We start from the raw sequence: 19179 nt of genomic DNA, 5'->3' as shown, positions 1-19179 counted from the left end.
GCAGCAGAGTGAATTTATTTGGAATTCTCAGTGACGGGATCGGGTCGCTGACCTGCGGCAACGCGCGTTTACGCAGGTCAGACGCCGGTTGACAGTGTGCTTCAGGATCGCTTGGCTGGTGCCCGTTCGCTCATGTAGATCGTGGAAGGCGGACCAACTTCTGGGTGACCAACGACGGAGGGTGTTGCGCCATACACCTGTCCGCGATGCTCACAGGGAAGCCGGTCGGCCGCTGCGAGAGCGAGCCGGAAGGGGTCCAGGACCCCCCTTAGATAACGTCCCCGCCCCGTCAGCCGGGCGGGTCCAGGGACGGTGCGACGGGAGTCTGGGCCCCTCCGGTTCTCTGCAGAGCCGTGAGGCATGACGCTGTACGGTTCGTCCTGTGCTGACCAGGATCGCCGGCGCGGCCGTCGCCGGCGCCGCCTTGTCGCTGGCCTACGAACCCGTCGCCTTCGCCTACCTGCTGCCGGTGTGTGTGGCGGTGCTGGGACTCGTGACCCGTACGGCGCGTGCCCGGTCGGGACTGTTGCTCGGGTCGGTGTTCGGGCTCGCGTTCTACCTGCCGCACACCTTCTGGATGAGTCAGTCGATCGGGGTCGGACCCTGGCTGGGCATGTCGCTGGCCATCGCCTTGTTCTACGGGGTCTTCGGAGCGGTGGCCACCCTGTTCCATCGGTTGCGCTGGTGGCCGCTCTGGTTGGCCATCGCCTGGGTGGCCGTGGAGTACCTCCGCAGCATCTGGCCCTTCAGCGGGATGCCGTGGGGAAGGCTCTCCTTTGCCGTGGTCGACACCCCAGCGGCCGATGCGTTGGCCTACGTGGGGACCACCGGGGTGTCGTTCCTCCTGGCCCTGATGGGTTTCGTGATCAGCTGGGTCGTCCTGGCCACCGGACGTGAACGTCTGCTCAGCGTCGGGGTCCTGGCCGGGGTCCTGGTGGTGACCGTGGCCCCTGCCGCACTGCCCTACGAGGTCGACGTCGACCGGACCGCGGTGGTGGCTGCAGTCCAGGGCAATGTGCCCGGGCGCGGCAACGATGTCCTACTCGACACCGCCCAACTGACTCGCAACCACGTCGACGCCACGATCGATCTGGCCGAGGACATCGACGACGGCCGGGTTCCCTCCCCGGACTTCGTCCTCTGGCCCGAGAACTCGACCGCCACCGATCCGTTCGCCGACACCCAGATCAAGGCCGACCTGGACCGGGCCGCGGCCGCCGTCGGTGTGCCGGTCGTGGTGGGAGCCATCGTCGATGGCGAACCGGGGGAGATCCTGAACCAGGGAGTCGTCTGGGATCCGGTGACCGGGGCGGGTGACCGCTACACCAAGCACCATCCCGTCACGTTCGGGGAGTACATCCCCTTCCGCTCCTACCTCGACGGGGCCTTCGCCCAACTCGACCGGGTCCCGCGCGACATGTCCCGCAGCGTGCGACGCACGCCCCTGCAGGTCGCGGGGGTGTCGCTGGCGAACTCGATCTGCTTCGACATCGCCTATGACGACGCGATCTACGACCAGGTACGCCGCGGCGCGGAGCTCCTGACCGTCCAGACGAGCAACGCGATCTTCATCTTCACCGACCAGATCGACCAGCAGTTCGCGATCACGCGCCTGCGCGCCATCGAGAGCGGTCGCTGGCTGGTCGTCGCCTCAACGAACGGCGTCTCCGGCGTCGTGGCCCCCGACGGTTCCGTGGTGGCCGCGGCCGACCCGCTGACCCAGACCGTCCTGGTCGAAGAGGTCGAGTTGATGAACGGGAAGACCCCCGCGGTGTGGATGGGACTCTGGCCGGCGCGACTCTCCTGGGGCGCCACGATCCTGGGTTTGATCCTGTGCCTGATCGCGTATTCTCGTAGGCGACACGAGTCTCCGGCAGGCACCGGCCCTCAACCGACAGTGCAGATGGAGCAGCGATGACCTGGGAGGATCTGGGGCCCGGAGTGATGGTGGTCCCCACCTTCAACGAAGCCGAGAACATCGGCCCCATCCTGGCGCGGCTCCGCGCAGCTCAACCAGCCCTCGACGTGCTCGTCGTGGACGACGAGTCCCCCGACGGGACCGGCCGCATCGCCGACGAACTAGCCGCTGCCGATCCCCAGATCCACGTCGAACACCGCACGGCCAAGGGCGGCCTCGGTGCGGCGTACCTCCACGGGTTCGACTGGGCGCTGCGCCGCGGCTACGAGGTCATCGGTGAGATGGATGCCGACGGATCCCACCAACCCGAGCAACTCGGACAGTTGTTGGCCGCGCTGCCGGACGCCGACCTGGTGATCGGCTCCCGCTGGGTCCCGGGTGGTTCGGTGGTCAATTGGCCGCTGCACCGCGCCGCGCTGTCGCGCGGGGGAAACCTCTACGTCCGCCTGCTGCTGGGCATCGAGGTGCGTGACGCCACCGCCGGCTTCCGGTTGTACCGTCGCGCCACCCTGGAGAAGATCGACCTCCAGCAGGTGCGCTCGACCGGCTACGTGTTCCAGACCGACCTGGTGACCCGCACCCTGCACGCCGGACTGACCGTGATCGAGGTCCCGATCGAGTTCATCGAACGAGAACGAGGAGAGTCCAAGATGAGCGGAGCGGTGGCTGCCGAATCATTGGTCCGGATCACCCAGTGGGGGATCTCGGAACGACGCGATCAGGTGCGCGGGCGTCTGAACCGCCGTCGGGATACCAAACGGACCCGGGGGAGTGCCTGATGACCGCAACGCCTCCACGTCGCCGACGGCTGGCACCGCTGGTGCTGCTGGCGTTCCTGATCGTCCCGGTGATCGAGATCTACGTCCTGATCCAGATCGGACAGGTCATCGGCGCCTGGTGGACCATCCTGCTGCTGGTGCTCGACAGCATCATCGGGGCCTGGTTGATCCGTCGTGAGGGCGGGAAGGCGTTCGTGGCCCTGCGCACAGCGCTGAACAGTGGTCGGATGCCCGGTAAGGAGCTGGCCGACGGAGCCCTGATCCTCATCGGGGGCACCCTGATGCTCACGCCCGGCTTCGTCACCGACATCTTCGCTGTGTTCCTGATTCTTCCGCTGACCCGCCCACTGTTCCGCGGACTGCTCGCGCGCGCAGTGACGGCCCGCCTGACGGTGGTACCGATGACCGCACCCGGACAGGGCACGACCGGCCCCAACAGTTCCCCTAGAAATGCCACACGCCCCGGAACCACCGATCCGACGGTGGTCCGAGGCGAGGTCATCGACGACTGAATCAGTCATCGAAGGAGCGTCAGGCGGTCGCCTTGCGCTTCTTGGTGCTGCGGTGCAGGTGGGCGGGCCCGATGGCGCCGCCGCGGAGCAGGTCGATGCGCTCCTTGAGGATGTCTTCGAGTTCCTTCTCGGAACGGCGCTCCAGCAACATGTCCCAGTGGGTACGGACCGGCTTCTCGGCCTTGACGATCTTCTCGATACCCGACGTGCTCTCCGCTTCGGCGCCGCACTTGGGGCACTCCCAGACGGCGGGGACGTCGGCCTCGACCGACATGGTGATCTCGAACCCGTGTGCCTGTGGGCAGCGGTACCCGATCTGCTGACGAGCCGCGAACTCGATTCCACGCTCGTCCTCGAAGCTCTGGCCTCCAAGTCGTGCGCCGCGCAGTGTGCGCTCAGCCATGAGGCACCTCCAAACTAATAGTCGTCAAAACAGGGGTCTACCCGCCTTGATCACTTCAACGGTACCCATGGTCCCAAGATTCCAAACCCACGTCACATCCTCGCACGGTGTGTCGCAGATCACAGGATCCTCCTCGGTCGGAGCGATCGTTGCTCACACTACGTCCGGAATCCTGTTCCCCGCCTGTTCGATGCCCTTGGCGGTGTCGACCTTCATCAGGATCGCGCCGCCGATGGCGAAGAAGAAGACGAGCGCGAAGATGGCGGGGCGGTAGGAGCCGGTGAGCTGGAAGACCACCCCGAACACCAGGGTGCCCATCCACGAGGTCCCGCGGTCCATGGCGTGATAGAAGCTGAAGAACTCAGCCTCCTTGCCGGCCGGGATCAGCAACGAGAAGTACGACCGGGCCAACGCCTGGGTGCCGCCGAGGACGATGCCGATCGCGGTGCCGAGCATCAGGAAGAAGATCAGCTGCTCCTTGGGCAGGACCAACGCGACGGTCACGATCACCATCCAGATGCCCAACCCGCCGAGGATGACCCGTTTCGCTCCGTAGACACCGGCCAGTCGTCCGAAGGCGAGCGCACCCCCCACGGCCACGAACTGCACGAGCAGGAACGTCGCCAGCACCGTGCCGAGGGGGAAGCCCAGCTCCTCGGTGCCGTAGATCGAGGACTGAGAGATGACGGTCTGGATGCCGTCGTTGAAGAAGAGGTACGCCGCCAGGAAGGTCAGCGCGACGGGGTAGTTGCGCATCTCCTTCAACGTGCGCCACAACTGGCCGAAGCTCTGCGACAGGATGCCGCCCTCGACGATCTTGACCTCGGTGGGCGGCCGGTTGTGGATGCCTCGGAAGGGGATGAAGGTGAAGGCGGCCCACCACACGGCGGCCGAGAGCATGCTGATCCGCACGGCCATGCCCTCGGTCATTCCGAAGGACTCATAGAAGGTGACGATCACGAAGTTGAGCGCCAGGAGGAGCCCACCTCCGGCGTACCCCATGGCCCAGCCCCGGCTGGAGACCGCGTCCCGCTCATCTTCGGTGGAGATCAGCGGGAGGATGGCGTCGTTGAACACCGCCGAAGCGGCGAAGCAGAGGTTCGCCACCAGGAACGCGACCACACCCAACTGCCAGTTGTCTCCGGTGACGAAGAACAACAGGGCGGCTGCAGCCGCGCCGACCCAGGCGAACCCTGCGAGCAGGTCCTTCTTACGGGCCGTCCGGTCGGCCACCGCGCCGAGAAGGGGAAGCAGGATGGCGGAGATGATAGTCGAGGCGGTGATGACGAACGCCGGCAGTGCTCCGGGAGCGATGGAGATTCCGATGACCGAGATCCGGTTGTCCACCGCGGCCTCATCAGCGATGGCCTTGATGTAGGGCCCGAAGAGAACACCGGCCACGGTTGTGGCGAAGGCGCTGTTGGCCCAGTCGTAGAAGTACCAGGAGCGTTGCTCCTTGCGGCGCTGCAGAGGGCTGAGGTCCGCGATGGGGCTGGGTACGGAGTTGCTCATGCAGATGCCTTCCATTGGGCGCGTTCGATCAGCACGGCCTTGAGTAGATCGGTGCGGTCGGTCATCAGACCGTCCACCCCGAGGTCGAGGAGCTCGTGCATCTCGGCGGGTTCATCGATCGTCCACACGTGCACGTGCTTCCCGGCCGCGTGGGCCCGGCGGATCAGCCAGGCACTGGCGATGGTCAGGCGCCCCTGTCGGTGCGGAATCTGTAGCGCGTCGACACGACGCCTCGTGACGAAGTCGGCCAGGCGACCACTCGGGAGCAGGACGTACGCCGCCACCTGGATCGGGCTGGCCGACGTGGGGACCCGTCCCTGGGTGAGTCGACGGAACCGCACCAGTCGTCGGTAGGAGAAGGACCCGATGAGCACCCGGTCCCAGGCGTCGCGTTCGCGGATGAAGACGGCCAGGGCCTCTACGGCCGCGTCGGACTTGAGGTCGATGTTGAAGCGCACACCCGGCAGGGCGTCGAAAAGCTCCCCGAGCGTCGGGATCTGTTCGCGGCCACCGATCTTGGCTAGGCGCACCTCCGCGGCGCTCAGATCGCCGATCGCACCGCGCTGGTCGGTCACCCGGTCCAGGACCGTGTCGTGGAAGGCGAGCAGCACCCCGTCGGCCGTCAGATGGACGTCGGTCTCGATGTAGGTGTAGCCGAGACCCGCCGCATGCCGAAACGCGGCCAGCGTGTTCTCCAGGCCCTCGATCTCCGGGTGGTAGGCACCACCGCGGTGCGCGAAGGCCGCAACGGCTCCGTCGGTCCGACTGTCGTCCAAGTACGCGAAGCCGGTATGAGGGCCGGTGTGGGGACTACCTGGGGTGACGGTGCTCACCGGGGAAGTATGGACCCCAGCGGCCTAGATGTCGCGGAACGTCTCGATGTTGGCGCCCAAGAGGTTCAACCGCTCCGCGAGGTCTTCGTACCCGCGGTGGATGACGTAGGTGTTGCGCAGCACCGAAGTGCCCTTGCAGGCCAACATGGCCAGGAACAGCACCACGGCGGGGCGCAGGGCGGGAGGACACATCAGTTCGGCGCCGGTCCAGTGGGTAGGTCCATCGATCATCACCCGGTGCGGGTCGAGCAGCTTGACCTGGCCGCCGAGCTTGTTGAGGTCGGTGAGGTAGATCGCGCGGTTCTCATAGACCCAGTCGTGCAGGAAGGTCTGCCCGTGGGCGGTGGCGCCGATGATGGCGAAGAAGGGCAGGTTGTCGATGTTGATCCCGGGGAACGGCATCGGGTGGATCTTGTCCAGCGGGGCACGCAACTGCGAGGGAGCGGTGGTCAGATCGACCAGTCGGGTGTGCCCGTTGGCGGCGGGGTACTCCTCGGTGCGGGTGTAGGAGAAGCCCATCTCCTCCAGCACGGCGAGCTCGATCTCCATGAACTCGATCGGGACGCGGCGGATGGTGATCGAGGACTGGGTGACCACGGCCGCGGCGACCAGGGACATCGCCTCGATCGGGTCCTCGCTGGGCGCGTAGTCGACGTCGACGTCGATGACCTCGCGGCCGGTGACGGTCAGGGTCGTGGTGCCGATGCCCTCGATCTCGACCCCCAGGCGCAGGAGGTAGAAGCACAGGTCCTGGACCATGTAGTTGGACGAGGCGTTGCGGATCACCGTGGTGCCGGGGTTCAACGCGGCCGCCATCAGGGCGTTCTCGGTGACGGTGTCGCCGCGCTCGGTCAGAACGATGGGGCGGGTCGGTTCGATGTCGCGGTCGACCGAGGCGTGGTACATGCCGTCGGTGGCCTTCACGTCGAGGCCGAACGGGCGCAGTGCCGACATGTGGGGCTCCACGGTGCGGGTGCCCAGGTTGCAGCCACCGGCGTACGGCAGATCGAAGCGGTTGGAGCGGTGCAGCAGTGGTCCGAGGAACATGATGACCGAGCGGGTACGCCGCGCGGCTTCCTCGTTGATCGCCTCGAGGTTCAGTTCCTTGGGCGGGATGATCTCCAGGTCGTTCTCGTCACCGATCCAGTTGGTCTCCACGCCGAGGGAGTTGAGCACCTCGAGCAACCGGTTGACCTCCTCGATGCGCGCGACTTTGCGCAGCGTGGTGCGGCCGCGGTTCAGCAGGGAGGCGCAGAGCAGGGCCACTCCGGCGTTCTTGGAGGTCTTGACGTCGATGCTGCCCGACAGGGTGGTCGGTCCGGTGACCCGCAGGTGGGTGGGGCCGGCCACGAGGGCGACGATCTCGGAGTCCAGGGCCTCACCGATGCGGGCGATCATCTCGAGCGAGAGGTTCTGGTGACCCTTCTCGATCCGGTTGATGGCGCTCTGACTCGTGCTCAGGAGATCGGCGAGCTCATGCTGGGTCAGGCCGCGGTGTTTGCGGGCGTCGCGGATCAGGTTGCCGATACGGGACTTGTAGTCGAGCGTCATGCCGACCACGCTAACTCACATATGAGATACCACCAACGCGACGCGTACGTGTCGTGCGGCACGGCGGGTTCGGTTGATGGTCATGGCCGGGGCTGGGGACGGGTGCGAGACTGCCCCCATGCGAGCAACCACTATTCACGCCGAGCGTGACATCCGAGTCTCTGACGTCGACGACCCCACGATCAACCGTCCCACCGACGCGATCGTCCGCGTGGTCAAGGGCTGCATCTGCGGATCGGACCTGTGGCCCTACCGCGGCGAGAACGACATCACGCCGGGCTCGACGATCGGCCACGAATGCATCGGCGTGGTCGAGGAGGTCGGATCGGACGTCCGCGACTTCAAGGCCGGGGACTTCGTCGTCGTGCCCTTCGACCACTGCGACAACACCTGTGTGCACTGCCAGGCCGGAGCTCAGTCTGCCTGCCTGAACATGGGGATGACCCAGAGCGGCCAAGCCGAGTTCGCGCTCGTAGGACAGGCCGACGGCAGTCTGGTCACCACGAACGGGATGCCCGACGAGTCGATGATGCCGCACCTCCTGGCGCTCTCCGACGTGATGCCGACCGGCTGGCACGCAGCGGTTTCGGCCCGGGTCAAGGCCGGCGACTCGGTCGTCGTGGTCGGCGACGGAGCGGTGGGTCTGTGTGGAGTCCTGGCTGCCGTGACGATGGGGGCCGAGAAGGTCATCATCATGTCGCGGCACGAGTCAAGGCAGAAGATCGCCACGGCCTTCGGGGCGACGCACATCATCGCCGAGCGGGGCAAGGAAGGTGCCGCACGCGTCAAGGAGATCACCGGGGGAGTGGGGGCGGACGCCGTCCTGGAGTGCGTCGGCACCGGCGACTCCATGGCAACTGCGTTCGCGGTGGCCCGCCCGGGCGCCATGGTCGGTTTCGTGGGGGTTCCTCACGGAGTCGAGCTCCCGGTCGGCCGGATGTTCGCCAAGAACGTCGGACTGGCTGGCGGGATGGCTCCGGTCCGTCGCTACCTGCCCGAACTCCTGGACCACGTCACCAACGGTCGGATGCAGCCGGGACTGGTCTTCGACTCGGTGCTGCCCCTCGACGAGGTGGCGGCCGGCTACCGGGCGATGGACGAGCGGCAGTCGATCAAGGTGATGATCGAACCCTGAGTCGGAACGGGCTCGTCTGCGGTGGTCAGGCTGCGGCGTACACGCCGGGCATGACCACCGGGAGGCAGGCGCACGCGTCACCACAGGCCAGATAGGTGTGGACTCCATGACCGCAGCGTGGGCACGGCAGGTCGTGGGAGAGATGCACGGTGTTGTCCTGAACGGTGTCCCACATGGCGGTGTCCTCTTCCAGCCGTTCCGGGGGTGTCGGCTGTTGTTCGTCGGGGTGATGCTTCGACGGTAGGACGTGGGAGGGCGCCGCGCAGGGACTCGTGGGGAGTGCATCCGAAGGATCTGAGGGGGTAGTCAATCGTGACTATTCGGCGGTGCCGCCACGCGGGCCAATGCAGGGCGGATTCGATCCGCGCCCGTAGGCTCGGCCCATGATCGGATTCCTCGTTGCTGGCCTCATCATCGGAGCCCTCGCCCGGCTCATCAAGCCCGGCAAGCAGAGCTTGAGCCTGCTCGCCACCCTGGGCCTCGGCCTGGTCGGTTCGGTCATCGGTGGGCTCATCGCCCAGTTCTTCAGCACCGGTGGCATCTTCGAGCTGAACGTCATCGGCTTCGTCCTGGCCGTGGTCGCCGCTGTGCTGCTCATCGGGGTGGCCGAGGGCATGAGCGAGAAGAAGGGCAAGTCCGTCATCTGAGCTCACGATGACGACGCCCCTGTTCGTCCCCGGCGGCGGAGAGGCCTGGCGCTCTCCGTGGTCGATGTATGCGTCGTTGCGTGACCACGATCCCGTGCACCATGTGGTGCCCGGGGACCGGCCCGACCAGGACTACTACGTCCTGTCGCGCCACGCGGATGTCCTGGCGGCCGCGGTCGACACCTCGACGTTGAGCAGTGCCCAGGGTCTGACCGTGGAGTACGGCGAACTGGAGCGGATCGGGTTGGTCGACAACCCGCCCTTCGTCATGCAGGACCCGCCGGTGCACACCGAGTTCCGTCGTCTGGTGGCGCGGGGGTTCACGCCCCGCCAGGTGAGCACCGTCGAGCCCGCGGTCCGCGACTTCGTCTCCGAGCGGCTCGACCGGTTGGCCGACGCCTCCGGCGGCGATGTGGTGACCGAGTTGTTCAAACCCCTGCCGAGCATGGTGGTGGCCCACTATCTGGGTGTGCCCGAGGCGGATCGTGTCCGCTTCGATCGGTGGACTGACGCGATCGTGTCGGCTGGGGGAGCGGGGGCCGCGGGCGATGCGGTCCTCGAGTTGAGCGGCTACTTCGTCGAGCTCATCGAGCGCCGACGCCGGGAGCCGGGGGAGGACACCGTGTCGAATCTGGTGGCCTCCGGGGTGGCCGACGATGACGCCGGTCTCCTGTCGGTGCTCGCCTTCGTCTTCACCATGGTCACCGGCGGCAACGACACCACGACCGGACTGCTCGGCGGCGCCGTACAACTCCTGGCCGAAGCCCCCGACCAACGACGGTCACTCGTGGAGGAACCGACCGGAATCGCCGACGCCGTCGAGGAGTTCCTCCGGTTGACCTCTCCGGTGCAGGGCCTGGCCCGCACCACGACCCGAGATGTCGAGATCGCGGGAGTCCTGATCCCCCAGGGCCGGAAGGTGTTGCTCTGCTACGCCGCCGCCAACCGGGATCCTCGCCGCTACGGCCCCGATGCCGAGGATCTCGACGTGGGGCGGCGCCCCGGGCAGATCCTGACCTTCAGCGTGGGTAGTCACTTCTGCCTCGGCGCGAGCGCGGCCCGCATGCAGGCGCGGGTCGCCCTCGAGGAGGTCCTGGAACGGTTCCCGCGTTTCGACGTCGACCTCGAGAGCGTCCACTGGGCTCCCGGCCCCTACGTACGACGTCCGATCAGCGTGCCGTTCACCACCGGCTGACGCGAGCCTCGGTAGGTTGCCGGTGTCACCTCACCTCAGGAGCCTGCCGTGGACCTTGCCGACAGCCATGACCTCATCCGGGTCACCGGTGCCCGCCAGAACAACCTGCAGGACGTCGCCCTGGAGATCCCGAAGCGTCGGCTGACGATCTTCACCGGCGTCTCCGGATCCGGCAAGAGTTCCCTCGTTTTCGGCACCATCGCCGCAGAGTCGCAGCGCCTGATCAACGAGACCTACAGCGCCTTCGTGCAGGGGTTCATGCCGTCACTGGCTCGCCCCGACGTCGACGTACTCGAGGGGCTGACCACTGCGATCATCGTGGACCAGCAACGCATGGGCTCCGACCCGCGCTCCACCGTGGGTACGGCGACCGACGCCTACGCCATGCTGCGGATCCTGTTCAGCCGCTTGGGCCAGCCCCACATCGGGTCACCGCAGGCCTTCTCGTTCAACGTCGCGTCGATCTCGGGCGCGGGCGCGGTGACCTTCGAGAAGGGTGGGACCACCACCAAGGAGCGCCGGGAGTTCAGCATCACCGGGGGGATGTGTCCGCGCTGCGAGGGTCGGGGTTCGGTCAACGACATCGATCTCACCGCGCTGTACGACGACAGCCTCTCGTTGAACGACGGGGCCTTGACGATCCCCGGCTACAGCATGGAGGGTTGGTACGGCCGGATCTTCCGTGGGTGCGGCTACTTCGACTGCGACAAACCGATCGCCAAGTTCACGAAGAAAGAGCTCAACGACCTCCTGCACCGCGAACCCACCAAGATCAAGGTGGACGGGATCAACCTGACCTACGCCGGGCTGATCCCCCAGATCAAGAAGTCCTTCCTCGCCAAGGACATCGACTCCGTGCAGCCACACATCCGAGCGTTCGTGGAGCGGGCGGTCACCTTCACCACCTGCCCCGAGTGCGACGGCACGCGCCTGAACGAAGGTGCCCGGTCCTCGAAGGTGGCGGGGATCAACATCGCCGACGCCTGTCGGATGCAGATCAACGACCTGGCCGTCTGGGTCCGCGAACTGGACGAGCCCACCCTGGCACCACTGCTGACCTCGCTGGGGGAGACCCTCGACTCCTTCGTGGAGATCGGCCTGGGCTACCTCAGCCTCGAACGCCCCACCGGAACGCTGTCGGGCGGTGAGTCCCAACGGGTCAAGATGATCCGACACCTCGGGTCCTCGCTGACCGACGTGACCTACGTGTTCGACGAGCCCACGATCGGGCTGCACCCCCACGACATCGACCGGATGAACAGGCTCCTGGTGCGCCTGCGGGACAAGGGCAACACCGTCCTGGTCGTGGAGCACAAGCCGGAGACCATCTTCATCGCCGATCACGTCGTCGATCTGGGCCCCGGCGCCGGCACCGACGGCGGCACGATCTGTTTCGAGGGCTCGGTAGACGGGCTGCGGGGGAGTGACACCGTCACCGGACGCCACCTCGACGACCGGGCCTCGCTGAAGGAGAATGTCCGGAAGGCCACCGGTTCCCTGGAGATCCGTGGCGCGTCCGATAACAATCTGCTCGACGTCGACGTGGACATCCCGTTGGGGGTCCTGTGTGTGATCACCGGGGTGGCCGGCTCCGGCAAGAGCTCGCTGATCCACGGCTCCGTGTCGAAGCGGGACGGGGTGATCGCGGTCGACCAGACGGCTATCCGAGGGTCCCGCCGAAGCAACCCGGCGACGTACACGAAACTGCTCGAGCCGGTTCGCAAGGCGTTCGCGAAAGCCAACGACGTCAAACCGGCGCTGTTCAGTTCGAACTCCGAGGGAGCCTGCCCGGTCTGCAACGGCGCGGGGGTCATCTACACGGATCTGGCGATCATGGCCGACATGGCGACCCCGTGTGAGGAGTGCGAGGGGCGCCGGTTCCAGGCCTCGGTGCTGGACTACCGGCTGGGGGAGTTCAACATCGCCGAGGTGTTGGCTATGTCGGCGGCCCGGGCCCGGGACTTCTTCGCCGACGGCGACGGGAAGCTCCCGGCGGCCCACCGGATCGCCGACCGTCTGGTCGACGTCGGTCTGGGTTATGTCACCTTGGGCCAACCGCTGACAACTCTGTCCGGGGGCGAGCGGCAGCGCTTGAAGTTGGCCACGCAACTGGCTGGCAAGGGCGACCTCTACGTGCTCGACGAACCCACCACCGGACTCCACCTCGCCGACGTCGAGCAGATGCTGGCCTTACTGGACCGGTTGGTCGAATCGGGCAAGTCGGTGATCGTGATCGAGCATCACCAGGCGGTGATGGCGCACGCCGACTGGATCATCGACCTCGGTCCCGGCGCCGGCCACGACGGCGGACGGGTGGTCTTCGAGGGCACTCCCGCCGATCTGGTGGCGGGGGAGTCGACGCTGACCGCGAAGCACCTGGCGGCGTACGTCGGGGGCTGAAAGGTGACCTGGGTTACCGTGGCCGTTCGGCGAGCTGGGAGGTCATCGTGGGTGAAACATCCGCTGTTCAGGTTTCGGTAGAGGGGGCCGTGGGTTCCCTGCGGCTCAGTGACGCGAAACGACGCAATCCGTTGTCGGTCGACACGATGCGGGCGGTGACCGCCGGTCTGCGTTCGTTCGCGGAGAACGTCTCGGTGCGCGCGGTGGTGATCGAGGCCGAGGGGCCGGTCTTCTCGGCCGGCCACGATCTGCGTCAGATGATCGACCGGACCCTCGAGGACGAGCGCGAGGTCTTCGAGGTCTGCACCGAGATGATGGAGTTGGTGCAGTCCATCCCACAGCCGGTCATCGCCGCCGTGCAGGGTCACGCCCTGGCCGCCGGTTGCCAACTAGTCGCGACCTGCGATCTGGCGGTTGTCTCCGACAGTGCCGTTTTCGGCACCCCCGGGGTCAAGATCGGCTTGTTCTGTTCCACCCCGATGGTCGCGGTCAGCCGTGCCATCGGACGCAAACGGGCACTTCAGATGCTGCTGACCGGTGAGGTCATCGACGCGGCGACGGCTGCCGACTGGGGCCTGGTCAACGAGGTGGTTCCCGCTGAACAAGTCGGCGCTCGCGCACACGAGATGGCGGCGTCCATCGCGGTGGCCAGCCCACTGACGGTGCGGATCGGCAAGCAGGCGTTCTATCACCAGATCGATCTGCCGCAGGGGGAGGCGTACGCCGCAATGGCCGAGGTGATGGCCACCAACGCCATGACGTGTGACGCCCAGGAAGGCATGTCGGCGTTCCTCGACAAGCGGGTTCCGGAGTGGACCGGCACCTGAGGGGCCGTGGGGGTCATGGGCTGACCCCGTCCTGACACAGTGATCGCGTGATCGCCGCCGAGTTCGTCTTCCTGGGGGCGTTCTTCAGCCTGGTCGGCAGTACGCGCTATGCCGTCTCCACCATCCAAGGGCACACGCAACCGAACCGGGTCACGTGGTTTCTGTGGGCGTTGGCGCCGGCGATCGGTTTCGTTGCTCAACTCGACGCCGGGGTCGGTCTGCCGGCGGTGTTGACGCTGTCGATCGGACTGGGGCCAGCGCTGATCTTCGCCTCGTCGTTCGTCAACCCGGCGGCGTACTGGCGGCTCTCACGCTTCGACGTCAGTTGTGGCGCGGTGTCGGTGGCCGCCATCGTCATCTGGCAGGTATCCGGAGATGCCGCTTTGGCGGTGCTCTTTGCGGTGTTGGCCGATCTGGTGGCGGCGGTCCCGACCCTAGTCAAGGGTTGGAACTTTCCCGAGACCGAGAACCCTTCGGTCTTCCTGCTCGGGGCGGTCAACGGCGTCATCGCGTTGCTGACGATCGACACCTGGAACCCGGAGACCTGGGCCTTTCCGGTGTACATCACAGCCTTAGGCACCGTGATGGTCCTGGTACTCCGACGCAGTGGCTGCCGGATGGAGCGGTCCGAGTAACTGCGCCGGCCCTGTACGCCCGATTGGTGTATCGTTGGTGTATGGCGCGCACAAACATCGACATCGACAATCAACTTGTCGGAGAGGTCATGCGCCGGTTCAACTGCCGCACCAAGAAGGACGCCGTCGATTTTGCCCTGCGCCGTCTGGTTGGCCCCGTCATGACCCGAGACGAGATGCGAGCACTCAAAGGGATCGGCTGGGACGCCGACCTCGATGAACTCCGAGGGGATTCGGTCGATCAGCTGTGATCCTGGTGGACACCTCGGCCTGGGTCGAGTTCCTCCGTGGGAGAGACAGGCCAGCCACCCAATTCGTTGAGGAGAGACTGGGTGACGGGCTCGCATGCAGTGAGCCGATCATGCTCGAACTCCTTGCCGGAGCCCGGCCTGGAGCACACGCCGCGAAGATCGAACGCCTACTTCTCGCTCAGTCGTGGTGCGGAATCAGGGCCGACCTCGACTTCCGGGGCGCTGTGGATGTCTTTCACGCCACTCGGGCCACCGGCCACCAACCCAGATCTCTACAGGATTGCTTGATTGCGGCGGTCGCGCTGCGACGAGATATAGGCCTCGCTCATCAGGACATCGACTTCGAACGCATCGCTTTCGCCACGAATCTGAGGACCATTGACCTTCGCTGAATCTGTTGCTGCTCAAGTCAAGCGGCGCACGAAATACAGGTGCGAGCTGCAGGCCGAGCCCACAGTCGGCCGGGCGAGATGGGTTCGCCACAACGCTCACAGGATCCGTAGTCACCGTTGTCGAGTCGTTCCAACGCCCGATCGAGTTCCGCCAGGTGTCGGGTGGCTTCGGCCAACAGCGTGGACGTCAGTGAGCGTTCGAATGCGATCGTCGAGCCTTCGGAGTCGTGCTCGTCATCGGTCGCGGTCAGCCGAGCAGCCTCGACGATCGAGTCGACGTCTTTGGTCAGCGACCTCATCCGGGCCACCGTCTGGGCCCGGTCGGCGCACAACAGGTCTTGTAATTCATCCAGACGATCCGGATCGGTCATCGCTGTCGTCACTTCCTGCTCGCAACGCGGTTCTCGATGGCGATCGTACCCAGTTGCCTTGTATCTGGCGGTCTACTCGCCTTCTGGCTGAGGCCTGGGTGAACCGCCGATAAGGGACATTATGTCAGGTTGCGGCCTGGAGGTGAACCACATCGTTGTCACACGCACCGACGCAGCAACCTGCGTGGAACACTCCCCTCATGACGAGCCGCATCGCCAACATCGCCATCAAGGCCGTTCAGCCACGACGGGTGGCCGACTTCTGGTGCGAGGTTCTGGGTTGGCAGGTGATCGAGGAAGACGACGATCTCATCAGCATCGGTGCGGCGGATGGCACCTCACCGGGAATCGACGTTCTCCAGGTTCCTGGACCGAAAGCCGGATACAACCGTCTCCACCTCGACCTACGCGCTGATGGCTCACCCACGGGCGCCGAACTCGAGCGTCTGCTTGCTTTGGGTGCCCGTCCGGCCGACGTGGGTCAGGGTTCGGACGTCAGCTGGGTCGTGCTCGCCGACCCCGAGGGAAACGAGTTTTGTCTCCTGTCCCAGACCGTCCAGGAAGTTTGATCACCCGTGCGTGGGGCCGTCGGCCTGCGCCACGCTGCGCGCCAGCCGGGAGAGATCGATGCGGTTGTCGGTTCCGGTCTTGCGCAGGAGGTTGGACACGTGAGAACTGACCGTCTTCTCGCTGATGAACAGGGCGGTGGCGATCTCACGGTAGGTACGGCCCACCACGATGTGACCCAGGATCTCGCGCTCACGCCGCGTCAGGCCGGGTAGTTCACGCAACTCCCCCGAGACCTCGGACACCTGTTCGACCCCGATCCGCGCGATGGCCGCCAGGGCCTCGAGCTCTGTGCGCATCGGCTCGGCACCCAGGTCGGTCGCCAGTTCGAGTCCCCTTCGAAGCACAGACGCAGCCTCCACCCGGCGATGACGTTCGTGCGCCAGCAGTGCTTCAGCGGCACGCCAGCAGGCGTACGCCTCCTCCCATACCAACTCCGCAACGTGGCAGGAGTCTGTGGTGCTCAGCCATTGGTTGCCATTGTCCGAGTCCCCCAACGCTCGACCCACCTCCGCTGTGTACAAATCGTTCAAAGCGATGATGCGAGGTGCACCCTCCGAGCTGGCGTTCAACCCGGTGTCCAAGATGACCAAGGGGAAGCGTGCCCGCAGCATGTTTAGCCGAACGATCAAGTCCCTCGCGTCACCTCCAGCATCACGCTCGCTTTCGATCAGGGTGGCCAGCGCTTGCGCCGCCAATGGCATCAACCACTCGCATCTATCGGGTGGAACACCAGAGGAGGAAGCACCCGCTAGGGCGGCATTGAGAGCCCTCTCCCCATCACCCGCAGCCAGGGCGACGGTCGCGCGAGTCATATCGAAGGTGAAAGGCAAGTACATGGACCCCTCGGCGAACAGTTCGTCGGCTCGAGCCAGGTGCCCCTCGGCCTCGGCGGTCCTCCCTTGCCAAGCCGCCAACTGTGCTGCCGCTAGCCGCGCATGCACGTCGGCAAACGGACCCGGATCCGATCCCAGCACGTCTCTGAGTCGCTGTTGACAGGCACGCCAGTCCCCGACCGTCAGCCAAGCGGCCGCCTCAATGGCTGACAGCGCCGAGCTGTAAGCGCGTGGAGCCCCCATGCTGACCAGTTGCTCGCGCCGACTTCGCACGTGGCTCGCTTCTTCTCGCACGGAACACGAAGGCAATCCGTTGAGCTCCTCGAAAGTGCCCAGAATGAAGGCGTAGAAGTCCTGAGCCTCGATGGCGGCCGACACGGCTTCCTGCGCGAAATGAAGGCTCTCCCCCGTCTTACCGCTCACGCAGACGGCCGACGCCTTGGCCGTCAACGCACGCGACAAAGCCATCGAGCTACCACTCGCCCGAGCCACGCACAGCGCCTGGTCGGACAACATCTCAGCGTCCGGGTCGCCGCTCCATGCCGCCATCTCCGCAAGTTGCGACAGCGCGCACGCGTGCTGCCAGCTGTCCGGATCGGCGTCGGCCGAAAGTCTCACGGCTGAACGGATGTCGTTCTCCGAGGTGAAGTCGCGACCGGTGAGAAACTGTAGATCTGCCCGCCTGAGCATCAATTCAGCCAGCAGCAACGGCTCCTTGCCGGGGTCAACAACGTCGAGAAGTCGGTCGACAGCCCGCAGGTCCTCGCGATAGGACCCCGCCTTGGCGGCGGCCGTCCGCATCCGTTGCAGCAGCTCGCGCTCGGTCTCCTGCGCCTCCGGGACCCTGGGCCACAGTTCGACCGCCCTTTGGAGCAGCCGGAGCTCCTCAGCCGTACCGGTAGAGCACTCTGCTGCTCGCAGCGCCCAGTGATAGGCCTCGGCGGGCCGCCCTGCTCGGTGGTGGTGGTCGGTGGCGGCAATCATCAACTCTGGCGTCAGTGCCGAACCGTTGGACAGCTGGCGCTCGGCGCCCACTGCGAAGGCGGTGTGCCATCGGATGCGTTCATCGTCAGTGAGGTTCGCCTCGAGGACCTCAGCGAACAGCGGATGGTGGAACCAGAAGGTCCCGTTGCGGGCCACGTCAAGAACGGCCGTCTCGGCGGCCTCGAGCAGGGAGGCTTCGGCGGTCTCGGCGAGGTGGGCCAGTCCTGTCACATCGGTCAGCTCACCTGATGTCAGCGGTTGACCGCCGGCTGCCAGGATGCGCGTCAGGAGCCGCGCCTGGTCCGGGAGGGTCCAGTACGTCGCGAGTACCGCTGAGGTCAGATCCTCTGGCAGATCGTCAGGCAGCTTGCGGGCATGAGGTGCAAGCCCTTTGACGAGTAGACGTGTGAGGTAGGCGTTGCCCCGGGTTCGGCCGAAGACGTCGTCGACCAGCGACTGGTGAGGAGCGGTCCCCATCAGCCCGCTCATCTGTTCCGCGGCTGCGATCCCGTCCAAAGCACCGAGATCGAGACTCCCGAATCGCGGTAGCCGCCGCACGTCCGCGAGCCAGCGTTGCAGCGGATGTCTCTCGCTCACCTCGCTGCTTCGCACCGTGGCGAGCACGGCCAATTGCCGGTCGGCGGGGCCAGCCAACACATACATGAGTACGTCCAGGGAGCTCTGGTCAGCCCAGTGCAGATCATCGATGGTCAGGATGACCAGCCGTTGACGGCTCAAACCGGTGAGCCAGTCGTCGAAGGCGACCGGGACCGCCGATGGGGTCTCCCCCAGTTCTCCCAACCAGGCCGGCGGTTCGAGCACCGAATGCACTGACCGCAGGGCGGATCTGAGCGCCAGGAAGGGGACCGTCATTGCGGACAGCGGCAGGCAGGCGCCAGCCAGGACCAAGGCGGACGGATCCGCGTGCGAGCAGGCCCTGTCCATCAGGGCGCTCTTGCCGACACCGGCGTCGCCCGAAATCACCAGGGCCGCGGCGGTGCCCCCAGCGGCCCGGTCGAGCACCCTACTCACTGCCGCGAACTCGTCGGCACGTCCGACGAACGCGGAGTCGCCGGGGTGCGGACGGACGTCCATCGCCTCAGTGTGCCACGTTCCTCAGGCGGTCTGAGGGGGTCAAGGCCGAACCTGAGGGGGTCCGTTGGATGTGGCTGTGGTGGTCCTCGGGCCACGGTGAAGACCTCTCGTTCTTCACTTCCGAAAGGCACGACCGTGAACACTTCACAGCAAGTTCAACGCATCTTTCTCTCCACCCTCGGGGCAGTCTTCGTCGCTGTTCTGGCAGCCTCCGGCCCGGCCGTTGCCAAGCCGGACCCTGGCCCGAGTGTGGGCGCGGCGCATCTGATCAGCACGCCGACCCGATGCCCACTCAGCCGGATCGACGTGCAACTCGTCCGCTGCGACAACCTGACC

At 66.1% G+C, this 19179-nt stretch carries 19 protein-coding genes; 12 read left to right on the top strand and 7 right to left on the bottom strand.

Annotated features, from left to right (window positions below):
• Positions 1-382 precede the first annotated feature (382 nt).
• The 3 genes from lnt to ACYVLV_RS03490 are packed head-to-tail and all read left to right on the top strand — an operon-like array spanning position 383 to position 3209.
• Complete coding sequence (gene lnt / locus ACYVLV_RS03500) at positions 383-1918, top strand: apolipoprotein N-acyltransferase (protein WP_460807726.1); 1536 nt, start codon at positions 383-385, stop codon at positions 1916-1918.
• Complete coding sequence (locus ACYVLV_RS03495) at positions 1915-2697, top strand: polyprenol monophosphomannose synthase (protein ID WP_460807724.1); 783 nt, start codon at positions 1915-1917, stop codon at positions 2695-2697. The genes lnt and ACYVLV_RS03495 overlap by 4 nt, the downstream gene beginning before the upstream one ends.
• Positions 2697-3209, top strand: a complete 513-nt coding sequence (locus ACYVLV_RS03490) for an FxsA family protein (RefSeq protein WP_460807722.1) — start codon at positions 2697-2699, stop codon at positions 3207-3209. The genes ACYVLV_RS03495 and ACYVLV_RS03490 overlap by 1 nt, the downstream gene beginning before the upstream one ends.
• A 19-nt stretch (positions 3210-3228) precedes the next feature.
• Here ACYVLV_RS03490 and ACYVLV_RS03485 read toward each other — a convergent pair whose 3' ends face one another.
• The 4 genes from ACYVLV_RS03485 to ACYVLV_RS03470 form a co-directional block, all read right to left on the bottom strand.
• A complete protein-coding gene (locus ACYVLV_RS03485) occupies positions 3229-3612 on the bottom strand; it encodes an RNA polymerase-binding protein RbpA (protein WP_460807721.1) in 384 nt (127 codons plus the stop codon).
• A gap of 153 nt (positions 3613-3765) precedes the next feature.
• Positions 3766-5124: an MFS transporter gene (locus tag ACYVLV_RS03480; RefSeq protein WP_460807720.1), complete on the bottom strand. Its 1359-nt coding sequence runs from the start codon at positions 5122-5124 to the stop codon at positions 3766-3768.
• Positions 5121-5957, bottom strand: a complete 837-nt coding sequence (locus ACYVLV_RS03475; RefSeq protein ID WP_460807718.1) for a glycerophosphodiester phosphodiesterase — start codon at positions 5955-5957, stop codon at positions 5121-5123. The genes ACYVLV_RS03480 and ACYVLV_RS03475 overlap by 4 nt, the downstream gene beginning before the upstream one ends.
• A gap of 24 nt (positions 5958-5981) precedes the next feature.
• Positions 5982-7508, bottom strand: coding sequence for a helix-turn-helix domain-containing protein (locus ACYVLV_RS03470; protein ID WP_460807717.1), 1527 nt, complete (start codon positions 7506-7508; stop codon positions 5982-5984).
• Between the two features lie 118 nt (positions 7509-7626).
• Between ACYVLV_RS03470 and ACYVLV_RS03465 the strand changes: the two genes are divergently transcribed.
• The gene (locus ACYVLV_RS03465) at positions 7627-8643 is read left to right on the top strand and encodes a zinc-dependent alcohol dehydrogenase family protein (protein WP_460807715.1); all 1017 of its coding nucleotides are present in this window, start codon (positions 7627-7629) and stop codon (positions 8641-8643) included.
• Between the two features lie 25 nt (positions 8644-8668).
• On the opposite strand, the gene ACYVLV_RS03460 is transcribed toward ACYVLV_RS03465, so the two are convergent.
• The gene (locus tag ACYVLV_RS03460; RefSeq protein WP_460807714.1) at positions 8669-8818 is read right to left on the bottom strand and encodes a hypothetical protein; all 150 of its coding nucleotides are present in this window, start codon (positions 8816-8818) and stop codon (positions 8669-8671) included.
• Positions 8819-9026: 208 nt separating this feature from the next.
• On the opposite strand from ACYVLV_RS03460, the gene ACYVLV_RS03455 reads away from it, so the two are divergent.
• The 7 genes from ACYVLV_RS03455 to vapC are packed head-to-tail and all read left to right on the top strand — an operon-like array spanning position 9027 to position 14990.
• Positions 9027-9290 (top strand): GlsB/YeaQ/YmgE family stress response membrane protein, encoded by a 264-nt coding sequence (locus ACYVLV_RS03455; RefSeq protein WP_460807713.1) that lies wholly within the window; start codon positions 9027-9029, stop codon positions 9288-9290.
• Positions 9291-9297: 7 nt separating this feature from the next.
• Positions 9298-10485, top strand: a complete 1188-nt coding sequence (locus ACYVLV_RS03450; protein WP_460807710.1) for a cytochrome P450 — start codon at positions 9298-9300, stop codon at positions 10483-10485.
• Positions 10486-10533: 48 nt separating this feature from the next.
• Positions 10534-12885, top strand: coding sequence for an ATP-binding cassette domain-containing protein (locus ACYVLV_RS03445; RefSeq protein WP_460807709.1), 2352 nt, complete (start codon positions 10534-10536; stop codon positions 12883-12885).
• Between the two features lie 47 nt (positions 12886-12932).
• A complete protein-coding gene (locus ACYVLV_RS03440; protein WP_460807708.1) occupies positions 12933-13712 on the top strand; it encodes an enoyl-CoA hydratase in 780 nt (259 codons plus the stop codon).
• Positions 13713-13759: 47 nt separating this feature from the next.
• Complete coding sequence (locus ACYVLV_RS03435) at positions 13760-14347, top strand: hypothetical protein (protein ID WP_460807707.1); 588 nt, start codon at positions 13760-13762, stop codon at positions 14345-14347.
• Positions 14348-14388: 41 nt separating this feature from the next.
• On the top strand, positions 14389-14598 hold the full coding sequence (locus tag ACYVLV_RS03430; RefSeq protein WP_460807706.1) for a type II toxin-antitoxin system VapB family antitoxin: 210 nt from the start codon (positions 14389-14391) through the stop codon (positions 14596-14598).
• The gene (vapC, locus tag ACYVLV_RS03425; protein ID WP_460807705.1) at positions 14595-14990 is read left to right on the top strand and encodes a type II toxin-antitoxin system VapC family toxin; all 396 of its coding nucleotides are present in this window, start codon (positions 14595-14597) and stop codon (positions 14988-14990) included. The genes ACYVLV_RS03430 and vapC overlap by 4 nt, the downstream gene beginning before the upstream one ends.
• A 17-nt stretch (positions 14991-15007) precedes the next feature.
• Here vapC and ACYVLV_RS03420 read toward each other — a convergent pair whose 3' ends face one another.
• Positions 15008-15361, bottom strand: coding sequence for a TraR/DksA family transcriptional regulator (locus ACYVLV_RS03420; RefSeq protein WP_460807704.1), 354 nt, complete (start codon positions 15359-15361; stop codon positions 15008-15010).
• Between the two features lie 200 nt (positions 15362-15561).
• Between ACYVLV_RS03420 and ACYVLV_RS03415 the strand changes: the two genes are divergently transcribed.
• Entirely contained in the window at positions 15562-15930 is a 369-nt protein-coding gene (locus tag ACYVLV_RS03415) for a VOC family protein (RefSeq protein WP_460807703.1), read from the top strand.
• Here ACYVLV_RS03415 and ACYVLV_RS03410 read toward each other — a convergent pair whose 3' ends face one another.
• Positions 15931-18843, bottom strand: a complete 2913-nt coding sequence (locus ACYVLV_RS03410; protein WP_460807702.1) for a helix-turn-helix transcriptional regulator — start codon at positions 18841-18843, stop codon at positions 15931-15933. It lies immediately after the preceding gene.
• Positions 18844-19179 lie beyond the last annotated feature (336 nt).

Source organism: Nocardioides salsibiostraticola (genome assembly GCF_054783655.1).
This window is presented reverse-complemented; position numbering and strand designations above follow the sequence as displayed.

Coding starts and splice junctions, on each gene's coding strand:
- ACYVLV_RS03485 (WP_460807721.1), bottom strand. CDS start 3,612: ATGGCTGAGCGCACACTGCGCGGCGCACGACTTGGAGGCCAGAGCTTC.
- ACYVLV_RS03420 (WP_460807704.1), bottom strand. CDS start 15,361: ATGACCGATCCGGATCGTCTGGATGAATTACAAGACCTGTTGTGCGCC.
- ACYVLV_RS03450 (WP_460807710.1), top strand. CDS start 9,298: ATGACGACGCCCCTGTTCGTCCCCGGCGGCGGAGAGGCCTGGCGCTCT.
- ACYVLV_RS03415 (WP_460807703.1), top strand. CDS start 15,562: ATGACGAGCCGCATCGCCAACATCGCCATCAAGGCCGTTCAGCCACGA.
- ACYVLV_RS03490 (WP_460807722.1), top strand. CDS start 2,697: ATGACCGCAACGCCTCCACGTCGCCGACGGCTGGCACCGCTGGTGCTG.
- ACYVLV_RS03430 (WP_460807706.1), top strand. CDS start 14,389: ATGGCGCGCACAAACATCGACATCGACAATCAACTTGTCGGAGAGGTC.
- ACYVLV_RS03460 (WP_460807714.1), bottom strand. CDS start 8,818: ATGTGGGACACCGTTCAGGACAACACCGTGCATCTCTCCCACGACCTG.
- ACYVLV_RS03455 (WP_460807713.1), top strand. CDS start 9,027: ATGATCGGATTCCTCGTTGCTGGCCTCATCATCGGAGCCCTCGCCCGG.
- ACYVLV_RS03410 (WP_460807702.1), bottom strand. CDS start 18,843: ATGGACGTCCGTCCGCACCCCGGCGACTCCGCGTTCGTCGGACGTGCC.
- ACYVLV_RS03495 (WP_460807724.1), top strand. CDS start 1,915: ATGACCTGGGAGGATCTGGGGCCCGGAGTGATGGTGGTCCCCACCTTC.
- ACYVLV_RS03470 (WP_460807717.1), bottom strand. CDS start 7,508: ATGACGCTCGACTACAAGTCCCGTATCGGCAACCTGATCCGCGACGCC.
- ACYVLV_RS03465 (WP_460807715.1), top strand. CDS start 7,627: ATGCGAGCAACCACTATTCACGCCGAGCGTGACATCCGAGTCTCTGAC.
- ACYVLV_RS03480 (WP_460807720.1), bottom strand. CDS start 5,124: ATGAGCAACTCCGTACCCAGCCCCATCGCGGACCTCAGCCCTCTGCAG.